Consider the following 21,063-nt stretch of genomic DNA (forward strand, 5'->3'; position numbering starts at 1 on the left):
TCGTGAACGAACTCGCCGAACGCTGGGGCTGCGCGCCCCGCCCCGGCGGCATCGGCAAGCTCATCTGGGCCGTCATCGCCCCCGTCCCCGCCTCCACCACCACCCTCATCACCGCCTGAAAGCCCGAACTCCCATGCAGCTCTCCACCCTCGCCCGCCACACCCTCTCGCGCGGCGCGACCCCCGCCGCCACCTACGCCCTCCTGGCCCGCCTCGGCCACCAGCCCTTCCCCTGCGCCGAGGCCGTCTGCCTCGCCCTCGACATCCCGCCGGCCGAGGCCGTCCGCCGCCTCGCCGAATGCCACGACGCCCTCCTCGCCGACCCCCGGCCCGACAGCGAAGCCGACACCGGCGAAGTCCTCGAAGCCCTCGGCGTCTTCGACGTCCCCAAGCGGCTCACTCCCACCGAGCGCACCGTCGTCGCCCACTTCCTGACCGCCATGGACGCGATGGGCGGCATCCGGCCCGGCCACCAGCACGGCCTCCAGCGCTGGTTCACCACCGGCAACCTCACCGCCGCCTACTTCTCCCTCGTCTCCACCACGCCCCTGCCCCGCACCGGAGACCCCGCCACTTACTGGACCGCTCTCACCACCGCCGGTGAACTCCTCACCGCCACCCCCAGCCCCGACCCCCGCATCCGCTACGCACTCACCCACTGCCGCACCCAGGCCGCCCGCACCTGAACCCCCGCCGCGACATGCGAAAGGCCCCCGGCGCGGATGACGTCATCCGTCATCCGGCCGAGAGCCGATCCGGTTCTCCGTACGAGGAGCCGGTCCTTCATAAAAGGGGGGAGTTAACCCTCCGTCACTCCGCGGCCGGCGCGGGCGCCGGGACGAAGCCGTCCGCGACGAGCCCCTCGTACACGGCCTGCCCGAGTGCCTCGGCAGCCGCCTGCGGGCGCACCATCGCGGTGAACTCCTTGACCAGGCCGTCCTCGGAGAAGTGCAGCAGGTCGATGCCGTGGACCTCCTCGCCGCCGACGGCGGTCCGGAAGACCAGAACCGCGGACTCGGCCTCGCTCCCGTCCGCGCTGGTCTCGCACGATCCGTCGTACGACCCGACGTACCGGAAGTCCTCCAGTGTCCGGATGAACACGCCGAACACGCCCATGACCATGTCCCGGCCCTCGATGGGCTCGGGCTTCAGGGCGCTGTAGAAGCGGATGTCCGGCGTGAGCAGTTCTTCCAGGGCGGCGTGGTCGCCCTTCTCCATGGCGGTGCGGAAGCGGTCGAGGGTGGTGCTCGCGGTCACGGCAGCTCCTTGTTCATGGCTCGTGGCTCGTGGCTCTTGGCTCGTAACTCATGTCTCGTGGTTCATAGTTACGGAAGTGACTCGTCACATTCGTGACCATGATGAGGGGCCGGAACGCCAAAAGGGAAGGGCCGACGGGCAGGACGGCCAGGAGAACCCCCAGCTCGCGCACGACGCCCGGCCCGATGGAGCCCTTCGTCCGCCGCGACGCCCGGCCGCGGTGGACGGCGGCCACGGCCGGGCGTCGTCTTCCCGCCGGGTGAAGATCGCGAAAAGCCGCCCACCGGGCCTCGACCGACACCACAATGTGACCATGCCAAGTTTCCCTGAGGGCAACTCCACCATCGGAGGCCGTCATGCATAAGTTGATGGTCCTGTACCCCGAGCCCACCGACCGTGACGACTTCCGCGACTACTACGTGAACAACCACCTTCCACTGATCGCGAATTGGCCCGGCCTGCTCGCGTGGCGCTACAGCTTCGACGTGGCGGCGATCGGGGGAGAAACGCCGTACTTCGCGGTCTTCGAGGGCGAATTCGCCGACGCCGCCGCCATGGCCGAGGCGCAGGCGTCACCGTACGGCCAGCGGGTGGCCGCCGATGTCGCCAACTACGCCACCGGCGGTGCGGTCGTCATCCACTACCCGGCACAGGAAAGCACCGACTGAGGCACGCGGGCACACTCCGGGACGCGTTCGGACGGACAAGGCATAGGGCCTACCGGCGTGTCCCGGGCGCCCGTCGATGCGTCGACGCCCCCCGGGCCTCGCGGACCGTGCCGCGATGAGCGGGAATTCCTCGCTCGGTCATGCCGGACTCCCAGGTCAGGCTTGCGGCGCTCCTGTCGTGGCGCGTGGCGACCTCTCCGAACCGGCCCTGCGGCCATTGATCATCCGCTCGACTCCGTAGCGCCGCCCGTCCCTCTCGCAGTCGAAGCCGGCGGGCCGCCCGCCCTCGCCACCACGCCACCGGCGGACGGCCCGCCGGTCCTTCGGTTCACGGTCGACCCCGAACCGTTCCGGATAGTGAGGGAGGCTAGGCTCGTGGTGGCGAATGTTCTCCACCCACCAAGGGGGTCCACGGGATGAGCGGGACGGTCACGGCGGTCAGCAGCAACGGCGAGTACTCCTTCACCAAGCCCAACCGGACCGACATCACCTTGCTCACCGGGCTCGGCGTCGAGGGGGACGTGCACGCCGGCGTCACGGTCAAGCACCGTTCCCGGGTCGCGCAGGACCCCACCCAGCCGAACCTGCGCCAGGTCCACCTCATCCACGAGGAACTCTTCACCGAAGTCGGCGAGGAGGGATTCGACGTGGCGCCCGGCGACCTCGGCGAGAACATCACCACGCGCGGCATCGACCTGCTCGGCCTGCCCGTCGGTGCCCTGCTGCGCATCGGCGGCGAGGCGGTCGTGGAGGTCACCGGCCTGCGCAACCCCTGCCTCCAGATCGACAACTTCCAGGCCGGGCTGCTGAAGCGGGTCGTCCACCGCGACGAGGCCGGGACCATCGTGCGCAAGGCCGGAATCATGGGCGTCGTCCAGGCCGGTGGCGTGGTCCGCCCCGGCGACGCGATCACGGTGGATTTCCCGGCCGAGCCGCACCGCCCCCTCGACCGGGTCTGACCTCCCTCACGAGCGGGCCGCGCGTGGGAAGTCGGCCCCGCCGACTTCCTGTGCGTCGCCGCCTGGGGGCTCAGCCGAGTCTCTTGCGCATCTTCACCGAGGTCGTCTCGTAGCCGAGCGACTCGTACAGGCCGCGCGCGCCCGGGTTGAACCCGAAGACGTTGAGACCCAGCGTCTGAGCGCCCTGCCCCCGGGCGTACTCCTCTCCGAGGAGCATCGCCGCTCGCCCCAGACCCCGACCACGCCGGTCGGCGTCGATCGCGATGTCCCAGACCCACCAGGCGCCGGCGTCGTCGCTCGCGTCCGGCCCGATCCAGAGGTAGCCGACGGCCACCCCGGCATCATCGACCACGTCGAAGACCACGTGCCCCGGGGTCGGCGCCCCGGACGGAAAGTACCGCGCCAGGGTCTCGCCCGCGTTCCGGAGGGCGTCCTCGGACGTCTGCCCCAGGGCGACGAGGTCCTTGGCGTACTCGTCCCGGCTGCGTTCAAGCCAGGCGGGGAAGTGTCGGGCGTCCAGGGGACGGAGGGTCGTAGACATCGGCCCAGCCTCTCACAGTGCCCAACGCCCGGGCAGCGTATTTTCCCTGTTCAGGCGTCACGGCACAGGGCACTGGGAACTGGGCGCACGGCACGCGGCACACGGCCGACAGGCGAACCCCTCGGGACCGGCCCCCGGAAAAATGCCGCGCCACCACGTCCGCGACAGGCGATCATGGCAGCCATGACGGACACAACCGAACCGAAGCCGCTGGGCGTGTGCCTCGTGGCCAACGTCGCCCGGGAGACCAGCCACGGCGAAGGCGGGCTGGAGATCCGCGAGGGGCTGCGGCACTTCGCGCCGGGGGCGAAGGTGTGGATCGCCCCGCCGGCCTGGGGCGACGGCGGCGAGAACGTCATCGTGGCCGGGCGTCACCGGGGCAACAGCCGTCGCTACATCCGGATCGTGATCCAGAGCCGGTTCCTGGAGAACTTCCGGGTCAAGCCCGTCTACAGCCCGGCGCTGGTGCGCGCGTTGACGGAGGCGGAGCCCGGCGAGGAGCACGAGTTCGCCGCCCGCTTCCTGTGGCCCCAGGAACAGGCGGAGAGCTGGGCACGGTCCTGGAACACGCCGAAGATGGCGGCCAAGGTGGACGGCGACCGACACCGGACCCATCTGGTCACCGATCCTCCGCCCCTGGAGCTGCACGTCGACGGCGTCACCCACTACCTGGCCCACTTCAGCGCCCGCGGGGCCCGCTACTCGCCCGAGCCGCCGCCGGTGGAGCCCTCGCCGACGACCGGCTGAGGGAGGCGAGCCGCTCCCCGCCCCTCACCACTTCGACATCAACTCCGGCTCCCCCCGCCCGCCTTGACGGCGGCGGGCCGCATCCACCATGGTGTCCTCCACTCCCTCGCACCGCTGTCCCATCGGCACTCCCCCCACCCGGAGACGGCATGCGTGCACCCCGCCACCCACGCCCCACCCGCCGGAGCAGACGCCTCGGCCTGCCCGTCGGCCTCGCCCTCACCATCGCCGCGGCGGCCTCCACCGTCGGCCTGGCCACCGGCTCGGCGGACCCGCTCCCGAGGGTCGACCTGATCGTCAACGGCGCCTTCGACTCGTACCCGTGGATCTGGACCTGCGAGCCGAACGTCCGGTCCAGCACCATCCCGCACGACCACTACGTGTCCGGCTACCCGACCGCCGACAGCACCGCGCGGTGCGCCCAGCGGGTGCGGGTCCTGCCGAACTCCTCCTACACGCTCCTCGCCACCGTACGCGGCCGGTTCGCCTTCGTCGGCGTCACCGGGGCGGGCGGCGAGAACGCCTCCGCCTGGTCGAGCCAGAGCGACTGGAACGACCTGTCCACCCAGGTCACCACCGGACCGGACACCACCGAGCTGACCGTGTACTTCCACGGCTGGTACGAACAGAGCGCCTACGACGTCCGGCGGGTGTCCTTCGTCGGCCCCGGCTTCGAACCGCGCCCGTGCGGCGAGCCGAGCGGCCCGGCGCCGACCGCGACCGACGGCACCCCGTCCGCCTCGCCCTCCCCCACCTGCCGGCGCACCTATATCCCCTGAGCACCCCCGAACTCCCCCACACCGGAGATGCCATGCGTCCACACCTTCCCGGCCTGACAGGGCCAAGACGCCCGCGCCCCCGCCACGCCCACGGCGGCCACCCGCTCGGCGCCGCCCTCGGCGCCCTCGTCCTCGCCGCCGCGACCGCCCTCGCCGTGAACGGCTCCGCCACCGCCCAGCCCGCGCCACTGGACTGGATCAAGAACGGCGACTTCCGCGACCCGCTCGACCGGGGCTGGCACTGCGAGGGCGAGTTCGTCCAGACCGGCCAGGTCGTCGAGGGCCGCCCCGGCGGGCAGGACTACGCCGGCTGCCGGCAGACCGTGCCGGTCGTACCCGGCACCAGGTACTCCTTCTCGGCCTACATGTCCGGCGCGTACACCTTCGCCACCATCTCGGGCACCGGAACGGGCACCGGCGAGCTGACCTTCTGGGCCGACGGGCCGAACTGGAAGTCCCTGGGCACGACCTTCGCCGTCGGCGACGTCCGCGAGGTGACCGTCACCTTCCACGGCTGGTACGGACAAGCCCCGTACCAGGTCAGACACGTCGAGATGATCGGCCCGATGTACCCCAGCGAGTGCACCCAGCCCCCCGTCCCCACCGCCGTACCGGCCTCGACCCAGCCCTGCATGCCCCGCCCGTCCGAACCCCCGACCAGCCCCGGGCAGACACCCCCCACCCCCACCAGGACCTGACCCGGCCCGCGCCGCCCACGGGCCCCGACCGCACCGGCGGCCGGGGCCCGGACCACCCACCGGCTCCGGCCCGCTACTACCGCCCCGCTACCGTCCCGACTCCACCACGCTCTTGAACTGCTCCAGGCCACCCCGGACGGTGTTCTCGATCCGGTGCACCTGGGCCATGCCCTTCGGGCCGCCGAAGGTGTCGTGGATGGCCTGCGGCTCGTACTCCACGTGCACCTGCAACTCGCTGTGGCCGTGGTCCAGCGACCGCACCGAGAGCGAGCCCTTCAGCTCCGGGGTGCCCTGGGTCTCCCAGGCGAGGACCTGCTCGGCTCCGTGGTCGGTGAGAACGGCGTCGAACCCCCGCTGCACCGCGCCGGCCCGCACGTCCAGATGGGCGCGGTCGCTGCTGGGCGCATAAGCACGCTGGACGCTGTCCATGAACGTCGCATAGCCCTCGATGTCGTGCAGCCGACCCCAGACCTCCTGCGCGGGGGCGTCGATGGTGATCTGCTCCTCAAGCCTGCTCATCGCGAACCTCGCCTCCCGGCCCGGGGCGGAACCGGACCTCTTGGGTCCTTCCAGCCTGCGCCGTCGGCACAGGCCCAGCAACCAGGGACGGGTGGCACGGACCGCGCCGGCCGGAAACGGAAGCCGCCCCGCCCGGCAGCCGGTGGCTACCGAACGGGGCGACGGTGTCCTTCCTGCGGAACGTCCGCTACGGGATCAGGCGGCGCCCAGGATCTGGCCCCAGTCGAGCCATCCTGGGGTGGCGAAGTCGTCGCCGCCGTTGGAGAGCCGGGCCGTGGTGGCACCGTTGGTGACCAGGTAGTCCGTCCGGTTGTCGCCGTTGACGTCGGCGAAGTTCACCTGGTTCTGGTTGGTGGCCGCGACGATGATCCTCGGGCGGAGGAACCAGCCGCCGCCGACGTCACCGCCCTTGTTGATGTAGGTGGTGACGGCGCCGTCGTCGTTGACGATGGTGTAGTCGGCCTTGCCGTCGCCGTCCATGTCCGCGAAGCGGATCCGGCTGCGGTCGCCCGTGACGCCCCACGCCACCCGCCCGAGCGGGACGAACCCGCCGCCGACGTCACCGCCCCGGTTGAGGAAGACGGTCACCTCACCGCCGTCACTGAGCGTGATGTAGTCGGCCTTGCCGTCGCCGTCGAAGTCGGCGAACCGCACGTGGTCGGCGTCGCCGGTGCTGCCCTGCGTGACCTGGCCGACCTTCGTCCAACCGCCGCGGCCGTCACCGCCGTTGTTCAGGTAGACGGTGACCGCCCCACCGGTGAAGTACAGGTAGTCGACCTTGCCGTCGCCGTCCCAGTCCGCGAAGCGGACCTTCGTCCGGTCACTGGTGAGACCGACCGCCACCTGGCCGAGGTCGGTCCAACCGCCGTGGCCGTCACCGCCGTTGTTCAGCCTGACGTTGACCGAGCCGTTGTCGTTGATGACGATCGCGTCGGCCCGGCCGTCACCGTTGAAGTCGCCCCAGCGGACCTTGCCGTCGCCGCCGGACTCGGTACCGGCCGAGTGGCGGCCGTAGTTGAACGATCCGGAGGACCAGATCGGGCTGCCGTCCGGCTTGTAGATGACCAGGTTGCCGTCGGGCTGGAAGAACATCACGTCCCCCACCGCCGGGTAGGTGTTGCTGGACCAGAGCGAGGTGCCGGTGGTGTGGGCCGCCTGCGGGTAGCTGACCAGGTTGCCGTCGGCCTGGAGGCTGAGCACGGCGCCGGGCTTGCCGCCGTCGCCCATCGTCCAGGTGCCGTAGCCCGGGCTGGAGATGACGAGCCGGCCGCCGTCGAAGCGCATCCGGGCGTTGCCCGCGGACCAGGTGGTGCCGCTCGGGTAGTCGGTGTCGTCGCTCGGGAACAGCACGTACCCGGGAGTGCCTGACAGCAGCGCCGCCTGACTGGGCGTCAGCGCGGTGCCGGCCCAGGTCCGGACGTTGGAGACGGAACCCTTGTAGAAGAACTGGTGGGTACCGTTGTTGAGGTAGTCACCGACCCGGAAGCCCTTGTTGCTGAATCCCGAGACCGGGCTGTGCCCGGTCGTGTTGGCCACGATGCCGTTGACGTACAACGCCATCACGCCGGTGTTGCTGTTGTACGTCGCGGTCAGGTGCGTCCAGGCACCCGTCTGGACGGAGTTGCCCGCGCCCGGGTGCACGCAGTCGTACCACCAGCCGGAGTCCTGCACCGCCATGCAGAACTCCCACTGGTTGAGAGTGCTGTTGGCGTGGAGGATGAAGCCGGCGGTGTTGTTCCCGTCCTGCGAGAGCACGATGCCGCCGGTCTCGTCCGGCTTGGCCCACACCGAGACGGTGAAGCTCTTCGCCACGTCCAGCGCCGGCGAGGCGGTGCCCAGGACACCGGTGGAGGTGCCGTTGAGACGCACGTCGGGGCTGAACAGGTCCTTGCTGCTCCAGGTCGCGCCGGCCTGACCGGTGAGGCTCAGGCTGCCGGTGCGGTCGGCGGCGGTGGTGACCGCCGCGCCCTCGGTGGCGTTGTCGTTCAGCGCCCAGCTGTGGGTGGCGGTGACCAGCGTCTGGGCGGGCTGGGCACTGACCGTGGTGCCGTTGAACAGGTTGGCGGTGGCGCTGCCGTTGGCGTCCACCGACCAGAGGTCGAGGGTGTTGTTGCGATCGATGTCCGCGGCCTGGAGGGTGGGCTTGGCGGCCTTGGTCCAGCCCGTCGAGGCGACGAGGGCGGGAGTGGCGCTGTTGCCGAGGGTCAGGGCCAGCAGGTTCGCCGGGCTGTAGTAGTACAGCTGGCCGCCGACGTCGGACCGGGCGAACATGCCCGGCATGCCGTCGGTGCCGAGCGCGGTGACGATCGTCCAGCCGGCCCAGGTGCCGGTGCCGGTCGGGTTGGTGTCGGAGAGGTCGACCTCGGCGGGGAAGAAGCCGCCGGACTGGGCCGTGGTCGGCTGGAGGTAGAGCGAGCCGTCCAGGATGCTCAGCAGCGACGGGAACGGGTTCGGTTCGCCCTGGGCGGCGGTCGTGTAGAGCTTCCCGGCGTTGGCCACCCAGGTGGCCTTCGCCTTCGTGGTGGGCGACGTGAAGGCGACCGACGGGACGCCCTTGCCGATCAGCGGCGACAGCGCGGAACCGTCACCGTTGCCGAAGAGGACGAGGCCGGTGCCGGTGGTCGGGTTGTACTGGAGGACGTCGTTGAAGCCGGCGCCGGAACGGAAGTGCCCGACGATCGCCTGGGTGCCGTTCCAGTCCGCCGGGGTCGGGTTGGTGCCCGCGAGCCCCTCGGAACCGAGGTTGTCCGCGGCGGTGTTCAGCGACTTGTCGGTGGCGCCGCTCGCGAGCCAGAGACCGCCCGGCAGACCGGACTTGCCACCGACCGCGACGAGGTCGGCACGGCCGTCGCCGGTGAGGTCGTTCTCCACGGCGGTCGCCGGCGCCGCCGCGCTGATCTCCACGACCTCGCTGTCACCGCTGGGGTTGCCGCCCGCGGAGAGCGCGGTGACGGTCAGCACGTTGTGCGCACGGGTCGGCTTCACGGTGACGGTGGCGGCACCGGCGACGGCGACGACCGTACTGGGCGCGGCACCGTTCATCTGGTAGACGTAGCTCGCGGGGGCGGTCCCCACCGGGTTGGCGGTAATGGCCACCTGGGCCGGGCTCCCGACCGTGAACGGGCCGTTGCCGATGCTCGCGGTCGGCTTGCCCGGAGCGGTCGGGTCGAAGGTGAACCGGCAGGTCGCACTGGTGCCGCCCCTGCCGATGCCGTCGTCGGCGTAGACGTTCCACCAGAACGCCGTCGGTGCTCCGCCCGCCGCGTCCACCAGGGTCTGCCGGCTCACCGGGAGCTGGGCCGTGGTGCCCGAGTCCGCCTTCAGACCGGTGGTGGACGAGGCCACCATCGCACCGGTGGACGACTTGAACAGGCGGAAGACGACGCCGAGCTGGCCCTCGTCCCGGTCCGACACGGCGGCACGCAGCACGACGTCACCGTTGCCGACCACGGTCGGGGGGACCGCGGCGCAGGAGGTCGCCGGCGAGGTGGTCAGCACGGTGGGGGTGTCCGGCACATGGTTGTACTTCGTCGTCATGTTCATCGAGCTGGGCTGGAACTTCTTCCAGCCGTAGCCGTCGGACTCGTCGGTCGCCCGCAGACCCAGGGTGATGTCACCCCAGTTGCCGTTCGCGGCGCTCTGCATCACCCCGGTGGTGTCGAAGCCGACCGAGGCGGTGGGGCAACCGCTGCTGTAGCCGTTGGCGACGTTCTTGGTGTCGCTCTTGGTGGTCCAGCCGGGCTGGTTGTTCCACGTGGTCGAGGACGAGATGGCGTCGGTCTTCCACAGCTCGACGTCCCGCCCGCCGCACGACGGCGCCCAGGTCTCGGTGGCGTAGAACGTGGACGAGCTGACCTGTGCGCCGTGGATGCTGCTGGGCACCGGCACCCGGACGAAGGCCCGGCCCACGTAGTAGGGCGACTCCCAGTTGTTGTAGCCGACCCGCAGGCCCGTGGCGTCGCTCGTGTTCCAGTAACTGGTCGTCGGGAACGCCGAGCTGACATACGTCCAGCCGACTCCCTTGCCGCCGTCGCTGGGGACGAGGGTCGGGTCGATGTACAACGGCCAGACGGTGTTCGCACCCGCGAGCAGCGCGGGGTCGGGGGTGAGGGCGATGGCCCCCTCCTTGGCCTCCGCCTTCAGCGGCGCGGTGTGTGCGGTGGCGCCGGGGCCGGCGGCGCTGGAGCGGGCCGGGCCGCCGCTGCGGGCGTCCAGCACCGTGCCGTCGGTCGGGTCGGTGACGGTCGGCACCGAGGTGTCCGCCGCCGAGTCCCAGACGCCGCGGACGGGCGCGGGCGCGGAGAACGCGACCTTGCCGTGCTTGTCCTTGGCGGTGATGTTGCCGCCCGCGTCGGTCTCCAGGTCCACGCCGGTCGTCCGGGTGGTGAAGGCGAGCTTCTTGAGGGCCGGGTTGGCGGCCGCGGCCGCGTCCTTGACCACCAGGACCTCGGAGAAGCCGCCCTGAGGGTCGGCGGTGACCTTCAGGTCCACGCCGGGCAGCAGGCCGTAGGTCGCGGTGGGGCCGTCCAGCACCGGGGCGGGAAGGTTCCTCACCAACGCGGCAGGGAGCGACAGCGAGAGCGACCGGTTCCCGTTCTTCATCTCCGCCAGCGGGCCGGAGCCGCCGCCGGAGAGGGTGAGGGCGCTGCTGGTCACCTTCGGCGCGACCGAGCCGTCGGCGCGCTTCACCAGGGTGGCGTCCAGCGCCTTCCAGCCGCCGTCCCGGTACGCGCGGACGGGGGTGACGGACTGCTGGAGGGTGAAGCCGCCGTCCGGATTGGCCGTCAGCTCGTCGGTCGGCGTGGTCGCGGCCTGAACGACGACGTCCTTCCCGGTGGACCAGGCCTGGGCGGACGCCTGTTCGGCCGTCAGCGGGCTCGCGGCCTGCGCGGCGGACGACTGCGCCGTGTCGGACGGCTGCGGCGGAGCGGTGTCCGCCTGCGCGGGTATCGCCGCGGTGAGGGTCAGTGCGGTCAGCGTCGCACCCAGCGCTGCGCTGAGCACACGTCTCGATCTGGAAGGTGGCACGAGGAGCCCCCGCCCTTTCGTTCTTCGGTTCGGACGGCGGCGAAACACCGACGTCGGGGCAGGAGGTTCGCACAGCGTGATCCACATATGAATAGCCCCCCCGGTGATCGATCAGCTGGTATTGGGCGACTTCTCGATAATTTGCCCGCTTATGGCAACGGCAACTCACGGCAAAGAGTTGGCAAAATTGGCTGGTCGAAGGGGTGCAGCCAGTGGCGGGAGGCAGCCGCTCTTGCCATAGTCGTCGCCACCTCCGGCGATGATCATCACGTCGGGTAATCAGTGCTGCCCTCATGCAGCCGATCCGCAGAGGTGTGACCCAGTCCATGCCCCGAAGAGCAAAGCGCCAAGTCGGAATATCCGACCAGGACTTGATAGTTCGTCAACATAGATCATGGCGACGAATGGGGGGAACTACCGCGGCAGCGCTGACACTTGCGCTTCTCACCACCCCCGCCCAGGCCACCGACCAGGCCCAGCCGTGGCACCCCGACAAGCCGTCCGCAGGCGCCGTGAAGGGCGTCAAGGACCTCAAACCGAAGATCGCCCAGCAGGTGGAACAGACCCAGCGCGGCTTCACCCCGCACGCCACCACCTGGCCCAAGGCGGCCAAGGGCAGCGCCCATCTGGCCGCGTCCTCGGACAAGGCCGCCAACGTCAAGCAGACCGCCGTCGGCACGCCCGTCTGGCTCCAGGCGGCCAAGCCGGGCAGCGGTGCCGGGCACGGACCGTCCGACATCGGCGTGACGGTGCTCGACCACAAGAAGTCCGGCGAACTGGGCATCTCCGGCGTGGTCTTCACCCTCGATCCGTCCGCCGGCTCCACCGATGAGGGCAAGGTCCGGGTCGGCGTCGACTACTCGGCCTTCGCCGAGGCCTACGGCGGCAACTACGCCTCCCGCCTCCAGCTCGTCACCCTCCCTGCCTGCGCGCTGACCACGCCCGAGGTCGCGGACTGCCGGGTGCAGACCCCGCTCCCGACCCAGCGCGACGCGAAGACGTCCAGCGTGTCGGCGGAGGTCGGGCTCGCGAAGGCCTCCGCGTCCGCCGTCCAGGTCCTCGCCGCGACCGACTCCGGCAACCAGGGCGGCGGCCCGGCCGGCAACTACGCGGCCGGCGCGCTCTCCCCGGCCGGATCGTGGACGGGCGGCAACGCCGGCGGGTCCTTCACCTACGCGTACCCGATCCAGACCCCCGGCGCCACCACCACCCTGGTCCCCAACATCTCGCTGGGCTACGACTCGGGCTCGGTGGACGGCAAGACCGCCTCCACCCAGGCGCAGGCCTCCTGGCTGGGCGACGGCTGGTCGACCCCGGACTCGTTCATCGAGCAGACCTTCACCTCCTGCGCCGACAAGCCCGGCGGCACCGCCTCGCCCTCCGAGACCGGTGACCAGTGCTACGCGGGGCCGATCCTCACCCTGTCGCTGAACGGCTCGTCGACCGCCCTGGTCTGGGACTCCGGCAAGAACACCTGGAAGCCGCAGAACGACAACGGCGAGGTCATCAACCACGTCACGGCCTCCAACAACGGCACCGGCACCTACAACACCGACTACTGGACCGTCACCGACCGCTCCGGCACGGTGTACTCCTTCGGCCGCAACCAGCTGCCCGGCTGGAGCTCCGGCAAGCCGGTGACCAACTCGGTCGACTCGGTGCCGGTCTACTCCTCGCACTCCGGCGACCCGTGCTACAACGCCGCCGGATTCGACTCCTCGGTCTGCACCATGGCCTACAAGTGGCACCTGGACTACGTCAAGGACGTCCGGGGCCAGGCCATGTCCTACTGGTACACCCAGGACACCAACTACTACGGGCAGAACAAGGGCAAGACCAACACCAAGTACGTCCGCGACTCCTACCTGTCCCGGATCGACTACGGGTTCCTCGACAACGGCGCCTTCGGCACCGTCCCGGACCAGGTGCACTTCCTCACCGGCTCGCGCTGCGTGGCCGCCACCTGTGACCCGATCTCGGCCACCAACGCCGGGACCCAGTTCCCGGACGTGCCGTTCGACCTGGTCTGCGACAGCGGCAAGACCTGCACCTCGCAGTCGCCGTCGTTCTTCTCGACCGTCCGGCTGAAGCAGATCGTCACCAAGCAGTTCTCCACGGCGTCCGCCAAGTCGGTCGCGGTCGACACCTACGACTTCGCGCAGACCGAGCCGCCCACCGGTGACGGCACCTCGCCGACGCTCTGGCTGGCCTCCGTCACCCGCACCGGCAGCGACACCACGGCCGGCGGATCGGGCTCCCTCTCACTCCCGCCCGTGGTCTTCGGCGGCACCACCATGCAGAACCGGGTGGACACCGCCAACTTCCCCGGCATGTACCGCTACCGGCTGACCTCGGTCACCAGCGAGCTGGGCGGCCTGACCAGCGTCACCTACGGCCTGCCGAACCCGTGCACCGCCGCCTACGTGGCCTCGGCCAACGCCTCCACCAACACCAACTCCTGCTACCCGGTGAGCTGGACGCCGAAGTTCTACACCGCTCCGGTCACCGACTGGTTCCAGAAGTACGCCGTCACCATGGTCCAGGAGGCCGACCGAACCGGCGGCGCGCTGGCCAAGACCACCTCGTACGAGTACGGCGGTGGCGCCGCCTGGCACTACGACGACAACGAGGTCGTTCAGCCCAAGTACCGTACCTGGGGCCAGTTCCGCGGCTACGCCGACGTGACCACCCTGGTGGGCGACGTCACCTACGACCGCCGGACCAAGCAGAAGACCTCCTACTACCGGGGCATGGACGGGGACTGGCTGTCGGCCGGCTCCACCCGCTCCGTCTCCCTGACTGACTCCCAGGGCGGCGCCCACCCCGACAGCGGCCCGCTGTCCGGCATGGCGCTGGAGAACACCACCTACAAGGGGGACGGCGGCGCGGTCGAGAACCTGGCCATCACCTCGTACTGGGTGTCCCCGGCCACCGCGACCCGCGGCCGCAGCGGCCTCCCGGACCTCACCGCGAAGGCGGTGAAGCCCGCCGAGAGCTACAGCCGTCAGGCGCTGACCTCCGTCACGCCCACCGGGTGGCGGGTGAACGAGACCGACAGCAGCTACGTCGCGAACCCCACTGACGCCAACTTCGGTCTGCTGACCGCCACGTACTCGCACACCGTGCCGGCGGACGCCGCGTACGACCAGTGCACCAGCTACACCTACGCACCGGCGAACACCGGCCTGAACCTGGTGGGCCTGGTCGCCTCCCAGGAGACCGTGTCGGTGGCCTGCGGCGGCTTCACCCAAGGCGGCACCGCCTCGGCCCCGGCCGGCTACAACACCCTCACCGCGCCCGCCACCGTCAACCGGCCCGCGCAGGTGCAGTCCGCGACCCGGACGTTCTACGACGACCCGCAGTTCGCCACCGCCTTCCCGCAGGCCAACGCGCCGACCGTCGGCAACGTCACCATGACGCAGACCGCCGCCGACCACGCCGGAGGCACCTACACCTGGCAGACCGGCACGCGGACCACGTACGACAAGTACGGGCGGCCGCTGGTCACGAAGGACGCCAACGGCAACGCCACCACGACGGCGTACACCGTCGACACGGTCGGCCTGACCACCGGCACCACGGTCACCAACGCCAAGAACCAGACGGCGAACACGACGCTCGCGCCGGCCCGCGGTCTGACCCTCACGGCGACCGACGCCAACAACGTCACCGCCAGCACCCGGTCCGACGCACTCGGCCGCCTCACCGGCGTGTGGACGCAGTCCCGCCCCACGTCGGAACCGGCCAACCTGAAGTTCGACTACACCGTGTCCAACACCGGCCTCTCCGGAACGACGACGGCGAAGCTCAACGAGGCCCTGGACCCCGTGACCTCGACAACGGTCTACGACTCGCTCGGCCGGGTCCGCCAGACCCAGTCGCCGACCCCGCAGAACGGCCGCCTGATCACCGAGTCGTACTTCGACTCCCGTGGCCTGGTCAGCAAGACCAACAAGGCCTTCTGGGACCCGGCCAACGCCCCGGCGCTGGCACTCGCCACCGACGCCAAGGACCAACTGGTCCCGACCCAGGAACGCGCCACCTACGACGGCCTCGGCCGGGCCGTGCGGGTGGACTCACTCAAGAACAACGTCGTCCAGGAGAGCACGACCACCGTCTACGGCGGCGACCGCACCACGGTCGTCCCTCCCGCCGGCGGCACCGTGAAGACCACCGTCACCGACCCGCTCGGCCGGACCGTCGAGCTCGACGACTACACCGTGCGGCCCACCGTGACGGCGCCCGCCGACACCTTCACCGGCAACTACACCGTGAGCGGCGGGACCAGCCAGGCGATCACCTACGGCTTCGACGGCCACGGCAAGCAGAACACCGTCACCGCCGCCGGCTCCACCTGGACCAGCACGTACAACCTGCTCGGCCAGGTCACCGCCAAGAACGACCCCGACGCCGGTGCCAGCACGATGCAGTACGACGCGGTCGGCAACCTCGCGCAGTCCACGGACTCGCGGGCGAAGACCGTCAGCTACACCTACGACAAGCTGAACCGGAAGACGGCCTCCTACGCCTCGCCGCTGACCGCGCAGTCGGACACCACCCGGCTCGCATCCTGGGTGTACGACAACGACAACGCGGTCGCCGGTGTCACCAACCCCATCGGCCACACCACCACGTCGACCTCCTACGCCAACGGCGCCGCGTACGCGAAGCAGTCCGCGGGCTTCAACGTCTTCGGCGCGTCCCTCGGCGAGACCGTCACGATCCCGGCGGTCGAGGGCACGGCGCTCGGCGGCAAGTCGTACGTGTTCTCCCACACGTACCTCACCACCACGGGCCTGCCCTACACGGACACCTACCCCACCGGGAACGGCCTGTCGGCCGAGGCCGTCCAGTACACCTACTCGCCCAAGTTCGACCTGCCGTCCGGCCTGGCCGCCGGTAGCTACACGTACACCCAGGAGACGGCGTACGACGCCTGGAGCCGAGTCCTCCAGTCGCAGATCGGCAGCCCCGGCAGCTACGGCATCATCGCCAACAGCTACGACGTCCACACCGGGCGGCTGAACGAGCAGCTCATCCGGCGTGCCACCACGGGCACCCCGACCGACGTCGACCGCCAGCACTACGACTACGACCTCGCAGGCAACGTCACCCGGCAGGTCTCCACCCGCCTCGGCGCCACCTCCGAGACGCAGTGCTTCACGTACGACCAGCTCGACCGCCTCAGCCAGGCGTGGACGGCCACCGACTCCTGCGCGGCCACCCCGGCCACGGCGGCCCACACCCAGGTCGGCGACGCCGTCACCGGCGGCGCGTACTGGACCGACTGGTCCTTCGACGCTCTCGGCAACCGCACCCGCCAGGTGGAGCACTCCACCACCGGCGGCGCGGACACCACGACCACCTACACCTACAACGGGAACGGGAAGAACCAGCCCCACACCCTGACCTCGGCCACCGGTGGCACGAGCCTGGAGTACGACGCGACGGGCAACACCACCAAGCGCGTGACCGCTGCCAATGGCACCCAGACCATGGCGTGGGACGAGGCCGGTCGCCTCAGCTCCATCAAGGGCGGCACGGCGGGCGACACCAGCTACGTCTACGACGCCGACGGCAAGGTCCTGCTCCAGAAGGACCCGGGCAGCACGGTCCTCTACCTGCCGGGCCAGCAGCACACCCTCGCCAGCGGGGGCACCGTCACCGGCACCCGCTCCATCCCGCTGCCGGGCGGCGGCACCGTCGTCCGCACCGGCTCACTCGCCAACTACCAGTTCGAGATCGCGGACCCGCACGGCACCGCCGGCCTGGTCCTCGACCGCACCTGCCAGACCCCGACCTGGCGCCAGTTCACCCCCTACGGAGCCCCGCGAGGCGCGGCAGCCACCTGGCCCGACAACCGGGGCTTCCTCAACGCCCCGAATTCGTCGGCCACCGGCCTCACCATCCTCGGCGCCCGCCAGTACGACCCGGTCACCGGCCGCTTCACCAGCCTCGACCCGGTCTTCGAGCCGACTGACGCCCAGCAGCTCGGCGGCTACAACTACGCGGGCAGCAACCCCATCACCAAGAGCGACCCCAGCGGATTGATGGCCTGGGACCCCGAAACCGGCATATCGGCGGGAACGCCGAAGCAGCTTCAGGAAGAGGTGACCAAGGCATACAACAAGGGATACAAGCCCAAGCCGGCCTACAAGCCGCCGGTCAAGCAAGCACAGCAGCAGCTCGACCAACCCACCGATATCACCTGCACCGGCGCTTTCCAGCGAATGAGTGCAAACCGCCCGGATTTCAACATCATTGGCCCCAGCGCTGAGGACTGGTACACCTACTACAGGATGAAGGCGATGATCCTGGCAGGCGATATTTCCTGGATGGGCCACTTCGCAGACCTCCTCTCCCATTACCTCGACGCATCCGGAACCGAATACAGGGTCGACGACTTCCAGGATTTCCTCACCTGGAACAAATCGGGAATCCTCGACAAGGTCGTTTCCATGACCCAGGAGAACTACGCCGCGATCAGCGCAGGCGAAAACTTTGAATCCCAGTGGGAGAGGTTCGGATTCGCTGGAAATAAAAACATGGACGCATGGGGCGCCTTCAGAAATGTCAACCTACAGGTCAAGGGGTTTCCCTCCGACAACGGCACAGTCCAGGTCTACGTCACCATGACGAGCTACTATCGATTCGTTGCGGGAAATGAGATCGCCGGGATGATCGATCAAGGGCCGATTGAACACCTTCAGGCCGCAGGACTCGCCCATGATTTCAATATCAGAGGAACCGGAACGTACACGCTACTCAACTACAACGGGGTCGTCTCGCCCGATCGGCCGCCCTTTTACGCCTGGGGGTAACCAAGTCACAGGATTCTTTCGGGATTAGCCCGCCCTGAACACAGCGGAGCTCCGGTTGGACGGGGCGACCCTCAAGTCGCCCTGAACGACCGGAGCTTCGCCGTTCCCGCAGGCCGTTCTGTCGACGTGGCGTCAGCCGGCCGCGAGGCCCGCCAGCAGGGCGGCGGCCGGCTGCGGGTGGACGAGCCAGCGCAGGTGGCTGCCCTCCAACGTGTGGACGTCGAAAGGGTTCTCCGGGGTGAGGGCGTCGGCCTCGCGGATCATCCGGTCCGCGGCGGCGGGCGGGACGCTGGCGTCGGCGGCCAGGCGCACGTAGGTCTTCGGGATCCGGCCCCAAGTCGCCGCCTGGGCACGGTCGTCGGACGTGCCGACGTCGAGGTTCTCGTCGGGCTGGAAGGTGTTGAGGAAGGTCCGGAACTCGTCGTCCGTGAGGTCCGCCGCCAAGGCCGCCTTGAGCGCGGCGAGCGCGACCGGGTCGGCGATGCGGAAGTTGACGCGGAGCAGGCCGAGTTCGGCCGGGTTGCCGACGAGCGAGGAGGCGAAGGCGGCCGGGTCGACGTCCGCCATCTCGGGCTGGGCGTAGTACTCGCCCACGGTCAGGTCGACGGGGCACCAGGCGGAGACGTAGACGATCCGGTCGACCAGGTCGGGCCGGGCGTTGGCGACGGCGGTGATCGTGATGCCGCCCCGGCTGTGGCCGACGAGGACGGTGGGGCCGTTCCGCTTGGCCCGCTCCAGGGCCTCGATCACCCGCGCGGCATTGTCGGCGAGGGTGACTCCCTTGATGGCGCCCGGCTCCGCGGACATCGAGGCGAGGTCCTGGGGGGCCTGGTAGCCCAGCGGGTAGGTCGCCTCGAAGCCGTGCCCCGGCAGGTCGACCGCGACCGAGCGGTGCCCGAGCAGGGCGAGTTCGGCCTGGAGCGGTGCGAAGGAGAAGGAGTTCGCGAAGGCCCCGTGGACGAGGACGAAGGTGGGAAGGTTTGACATCGCCTCAGTCTCCAACAGGATGATCTTCAGAACAAGATCAAGATCAGCCCCGCGCCCGGAACGTGTTCCGGTACGCCTGCGGCGACACCCCGATCGCCGCGTGCAGGTGCTGGCGCAGCGACGCACCCGTCGCGAAGCCGATCTCCGCCGCGATCCGGTCGACCGACAGATCGCTGGTCTCCAGCAGGTGCCGGGCCCGGTGCACCCGCTGCCGGATCAGCCAGCGGCCCGGGCTGGTGCCCGTCTCCTCCTGGAAGCGGCGGGCGAAGGTGCGCTGACTCATCCGCGCGTGCGCCGCCAACTCCTTGAGCGCCAGTGGCTGTTCAAGGCGCTCCAGCGCCCAGGCCTGGGTCGCCGCCGTGCCGTTGGCGCCCTCCGTCGGCACCGACTGTTCGATGTACTGGGCCTGCCCGCCCTCCCGCCAGGGCGGCATCACGCAGTGCCGGGCGACCCGGTTGGCGACGGCGCTGCCGTGGTCGGAGCGCACCACGTGCAGGCAGACGTCGATCCCGGAGGCGGCCCCCGCCGAGGTCAGCACGTCGCCGTCGTCGATGAACAGCACATCGGCGTCCATGGCGACTTGGGGGAACATCCGACGGAAGACGTCCGCCAGCGCCCAGTGCGTGGTCGCGGGCCGCCCGTCCAGCAGCCCCGCCGCGGCCAGGGCGAACGCCCCGGTGCAGATGGAGACGATACGCGCGCCGGGCCGGATCCGGGCCAGGGCGGCGCGCACCGACCCGGGCAGCTCGGCCGTGACGCGGCGCAGGTCGTACGGCGGGATGACGACCGTGTCCGCGCTCTCCAGCGCCTCCGGCCCGTGCCCGACGGTGATCGTGAAGTCGGCGTCCGTGGTGACCGTCCGGTCCTCCGTCGCCGCGCACGTCACCACCTCGTACGCCCCCGGCACTCCGGGGAAGACCCGGTTGGGGATGCCCAGCTCGAAGGGGTACACGCCGTCGAGGGCCAGGACGACGACGCGGTGCGGCGGCCGGCCGTCGGCGGGGCTGCGGGGTGCGGTCGAAGGCATGGCACGATCCTATCGGTCTTTGGCCATCTTGCCATTTCCCTGGTCAGGGCCCTGCCCGCAGGCTTGTTCCATGACCACGAACACGATGCGCGCCATCACCCAGACCACCCTCGGTGACCCGGACGTCCTCCACGAGACCGAGGCCGAACGCCCCGAGCCCGGCGTCGGCCGGATCCTCGTGGCCGTCCACGCCGCTGGGATCAACCCCACCGACTGGAAGCACCGCCGCCACGGCGCCTTCCTCGGGCAGCCCCCGTTCACCCTCGGCTGGGACGTCTCCGGCACCGTCGAGGCGGTCGGCCTCGGCGTCTCGCTCTTCACCCCGGGCGACGAGGTGTTCGGCATGCTCCCCTACCCGTACGGCGCCGGCTCGCACGCCGAGTACGTCACCGGCCCGGCCCGGGCCTTCGTGCCCAAGCCCGCCGCCCTGAGCCACACCGAGGCGGGCGCCCTCCCGCTGGTGTCGCTCACCGCCTGGCAGGCCCTGGTGGACAACGCGCGGATCCAGCCCGGGCAGCGGGTCCTGGTGCACGCGGCGGCCGGCGGCGTCGGACACGTCGCCGTGCAGATCGCCAAGGCGCGCGGCGCGTACGTGATCGGCACGGCGTCCGCCGCCAAGCACGAGTTCGTGCGGAGCCTGGGCGCGGACGAGGTGATCGACTACCGCACCACGGACTTCGTGAAGGAGGCCCGCGACCTCGACGTGGTCCTCGACACCCTCGGCGGGGAGGAGCGGCTGCGCTCCCTGGAGACGCTCCGGCCGGGCGGCTTCCTGGTGTCGATCCTCCCCCACGATTTCGACGAAGTGACCAAGCGCGCCGCCGAATTGGGCGTCACCGCCAAGGCCATGCTGGTCGAGCACGACCAGGCCGGCATGGCGGCGATCGCCGCGCTCACCGAGTCCGGGCAGCTGCGCGTGCACGTCTCCGGCACCTACCCGCTCGCCGAGGCGGCCGAGGCCCACGCGGAGGGCGAGACCGGCCGGGTCACGGGGAAGCTGGTGCTCACCGTCCGCCCGTGAACGGCCTTCGGC

At 70.3% G+C, this 21,063-nt stretch carries 14 protein-coding genes and 1 pseudogene; 8 read left to right on the forward strand and 7 right to left on the reverse strand.

Going from position 1 to position 21,063, the window contains the following annotated elements; translation table 11 throughout:
* Positions 1–133 precede the first annotated feature (133 nt).
* Complete coding sequence (locus ACFRMQ_RS18930; RefSeq protein ID WP_380731617.1) at positions 134–685, forward strand: hypothetical protein; 552 nt, start codon at positions 134–136, stop codon at positions 683–685.
* 124 nt (positions 686–809) lie between these two features.
* On the opposite strand, the gene ACFRMQ_RS18935 is transcribed toward ACFRMQ_RS18930, so the two are convergent.
* The gene (locus ACFRMQ_RS18935) at positions 810–1,256 is read right to left on the reverse strand and encodes a nuclear transport factor 2 family protein (RefSeq protein WP_380731618.1); all 447 of its coding nucleotides are present in this window, start codon (positions 1,254–1,256) and stop codon (positions 810–812) included.
* Between the two features lie 356 nt (positions 1,257–1,612).
* On the opposite strand from ACFRMQ_RS18935, the gene ACFRMQ_RS18940 reads away from it, so the two are divergent.
* A complete protein-coding gene (locus ACFRMQ_RS18940; RefSeq protein WP_380731619.1) occupies positions 1,613–1,924 on the forward strand; it encodes an EthD family reductase in 312 nt (103 codons plus the stop codon).
* 166 nt (positions 1,925–2,090) lie between these two features.
* On the opposite strand, the pseudogene ACFRMQ_RS18945 reads toward ACFRMQ_RS18940, so the two are convergent.
* A pseudogene (locus tag ACFRMQ_RS18945) lies at positions 2,091–2,254 on the reverse strand (IS5/IS1182 family transposase); the annotation flags it as partial.
* Between the two features lie 86 nt (positions 2,255–2,340).
* On the opposite strand from ACFRMQ_RS18945, the gene ACFRMQ_RS18950 reads away from it, so the two are divergent.
* Positions 2,341–2,883, forward strand: a complete 543-nt coding sequence (locus tag ACFRMQ_RS18950) for an MOSC domain-containing protein (protein ID WP_380731620.1) — start codon at positions 2,341–2,343, stop codon at positions 2,881–2,883.
* Between the two features lie 70 nt (positions 2,884–2,953).
* Here ACFRMQ_RS18950 and ACFRMQ_RS18955 read toward each other — a convergent pair whose 3' ends face one another.
* Positions 2,954–3,424, reverse strand: a complete 471-nt coding sequence (locus ACFRMQ_RS18955) for a GNAT family N-acetyltransferase (RefSeq protein WP_380731621.1) — start codon at positions 3,422–3,424, stop codon at positions 2,954–2,956.
* A gap of 183 nt (positions 3,425–3,607) precedes the next feature.
* Here ACFRMQ_RS18955 and ACFRMQ_RS18960 point away from each other — a divergent pair, with 183 nt between their 5' ends.
* The 3 genes from ACFRMQ_RS18960 to ACFRMQ_RS18970 all read left to right on the forward strand — a co-directional run bounded on the left by ACFRMQ_RS18960 (position 3,608) and on the right by ACFRMQ_RS18970 (position 5,648).
* On the forward strand, positions 3,608–4,171 hold the full coding sequence (locus ACFRMQ_RS18960; protein WP_380731622.1) for a hypothetical protein: 564 nt from the start codon (positions 3,608–3,610) through the stop codon (positions 4,169–4,171).
* A 149-nt stretch (positions 4,172–4,320) separates the two neighbouring features.
* The gene (locus tag ACFRMQ_RS18965) at positions 4,321–4,950 is read left to right on the forward strand and encodes a hypothetical protein (RefSeq protein ID WP_380731623.1); all 630 of its coding nucleotides are present in this window, start codon (positions 4,321–4,323) and stop codon (positions 4,948–4,950) included.
* Positions 4,951–4,982: 32 nt separating this feature from the next.
* On the forward strand, positions 4,983–5,648 hold the full coding sequence (locus ACFRMQ_RS18970; protein ID WP_380731624.1) for a hypothetical protein: 666 nt from the start codon (positions 4,983–4,985) through the stop codon (positions 5,646–5,648).
* A gap of 87 nt (positions 5,649–5,735) precedes the next feature.
* Here ACFRMQ_RS18970 and ACFRMQ_RS18975 read toward each other — a convergent pair whose 3' ends face one another.
* Positions 5,736–6,167, reverse strand: coding sequence for an SRPBCC family protein (locus ACFRMQ_RS18975; protein WP_380731625.1), 432 nt, complete (start codon positions 6,165–6,167; stop codon positions 5,736–5,738).
* Between the two features lie 195 nt (positions 6,168–6,362).
* Complete coding sequence (locus tag ACFRMQ_RS18980; protein WP_380731626.1) at positions 6,363–11,171, reverse strand: FG-GAP-like repeat-containing protein; 4,809 nt, start codon at positions 11,169–11,171, stop codon at positions 6,363–6,365.
* 428 nt (positions 11,172–11,599) lie between these two features.
* Between ACFRMQ_RS18980 and ACFRMQ_RS18985 the strand changes: the two genes are divergently transcribed.
* Positions 11,600–18,016, forward strand: a complete 6,417-nt coding sequence (locus tag ACFRMQ_RS18985; protein WP_380731627.1) for an RHS repeat-associated core domain-containing protein — start codon at positions 11,600–11,602, stop codon at positions 18,014–18,016.
* 132 nt (positions 18,017–18,148) lie between these two features.
* Here ACFRMQ_RS18985 and ACFRMQ_RS18990 read toward each other — a convergent pair whose 3' ends face one another.
* Together ACFRMQ_RS18990 and ACFRMQ_RS18995 are read right to left on the reverse strand one after the other, a co-directional pair.
* The gene (locus ACFRMQ_RS18990; RefSeq protein ID WP_380731628.1) at positions 18,149–19,003 is read right to left on the reverse strand and encodes an alpha/beta fold hydrolase; all 855 of its coding nucleotides are present in this window, start codon (positions 19,001–19,003) and stop codon (positions 18,149–18,151) included.
* 43 nt (positions 19,004–19,046) lie between these two features.
* Complete coding sequence (locus ACFRMQ_RS18995; protein ID WP_380731629.1) at positions 19,047–20,030, reverse strand: GlxA family transcriptional regulator; 984 nt, start codon at positions 20,028–20,030, stop codon at positions 19,047–19,049.
* Between the two features lie 70 nt (positions 20,031–20,100).
* Here ACFRMQ_RS18995 and ACFRMQ_RS19000 point away from each other — a divergent pair, with 70 nt between their 5' ends.
* Positions 20,101–21,051 (forward strand): NADP-dependent oxidoreductase, encoded by a 951-nt coding sequence (locus ACFRMQ_RS19000; protein ID WP_380731630.1) that lies wholly within the window; start codon positions 20,101–20,103, stop codon positions 21,049–21,051.
* Positions 21,052–21,063: the final 12 nt, after the last annotated feature.

It is taken from the genome of Kitasatospora sp. NPDC056783 (genome assembly GCF_042789895.1).
Taxonomy (GTDB): Bacteria; Actinomycetota; Actinomycetes; order Streptomycetales; family Streptomycetaceae; genus Kitasatospora.

Bases quoted from the DNA above. Each gene is read 5' to 3' on its own strand.
- ACFRMQ_RS18950 (WP_380731620.1), top strand. From the start codon at position 2,341: ATGAGCGGGACGGTCACGGCGGTCAGCAGCAACGGCGAGTACTCCTTC.
- ACFRMQ_RS18965 (WP_380731623.1), top strand. From the start codon at position 4,321: ATGCGTGCACCCCGCCACCCACGCCCCACCCGCCGGAGCAGACGCCTC.
- ACFRMQ_RS18970 (WP_380731624.1), top strand. From the start codon at position 4,983: ATGCGTCCACACCTTCCCGGCCTGACAGGGCCAAGACGCCCGCGCCCC.
- ACFRMQ_RS18955 (WP_380731621.1), bottom strand. From the start codon at position 3,424: ATGTCTACGACCCTCCGTCCCCTGGACGCCCGACACTTCCCCGCCTGG.
- ACFRMQ_RS19000 (WP_380731630.1), top strand. From the start codon at position 20,101: ATGACCACGAACACGATGCGCGCCATCACCCAGACCACCCTCGGTGAC.
- ACFRMQ_RS18930 (WP_380731617.1), top strand. From the start codon at position 134: ATGCAGCTCTCCACCCTCGCCCGCCACACCCTCTCGCGCGGCGCGACC.
- ACFRMQ_RS18960 (WP_380731622.1), top strand. From the start codon at position 3,608: ATGACGGACACAACCGAACCGAAGCCGCTGGGCGTGTGCCTCGTGGCC.
- ACFRMQ_RS18975 (WP_380731625.1), bottom strand. From the start codon at position 6,167: ATGAGCAGGCTTGAGGAGCAGATCACCATCGACGCCCCCGCGCAGGAG.
- ACFRMQ_RS18995 (WP_380731629.1), bottom strand. From the start codon at position 20,030: ATGCCTTCGACCGCACCCCGCAGCCCCGCCGACGGCCGGCCGCCGCAC.
- ACFRMQ_RS18985 (WP_380731627.1), top strand. From the start codon at position 11,600: ATGGGGGGAACTACCGCGGCAGCGCTGACACTTGCGCTTCTCACCACC.
- ACFRMQ_RS18990 (WP_380731628.1), bottom strand. From the start codon at position 19,003: ATGTCAAACCTTCCCACCTTCGTCCTCGTCCACGGGGCCTTCGCGAAC.
- ACFRMQ_RS18940 (WP_380731619.1), top strand. From the start codon at position 1,613: ATGCATAAGTTGATGGTCCTGTACCCCGAGCCCACCGACCGTGACGAC.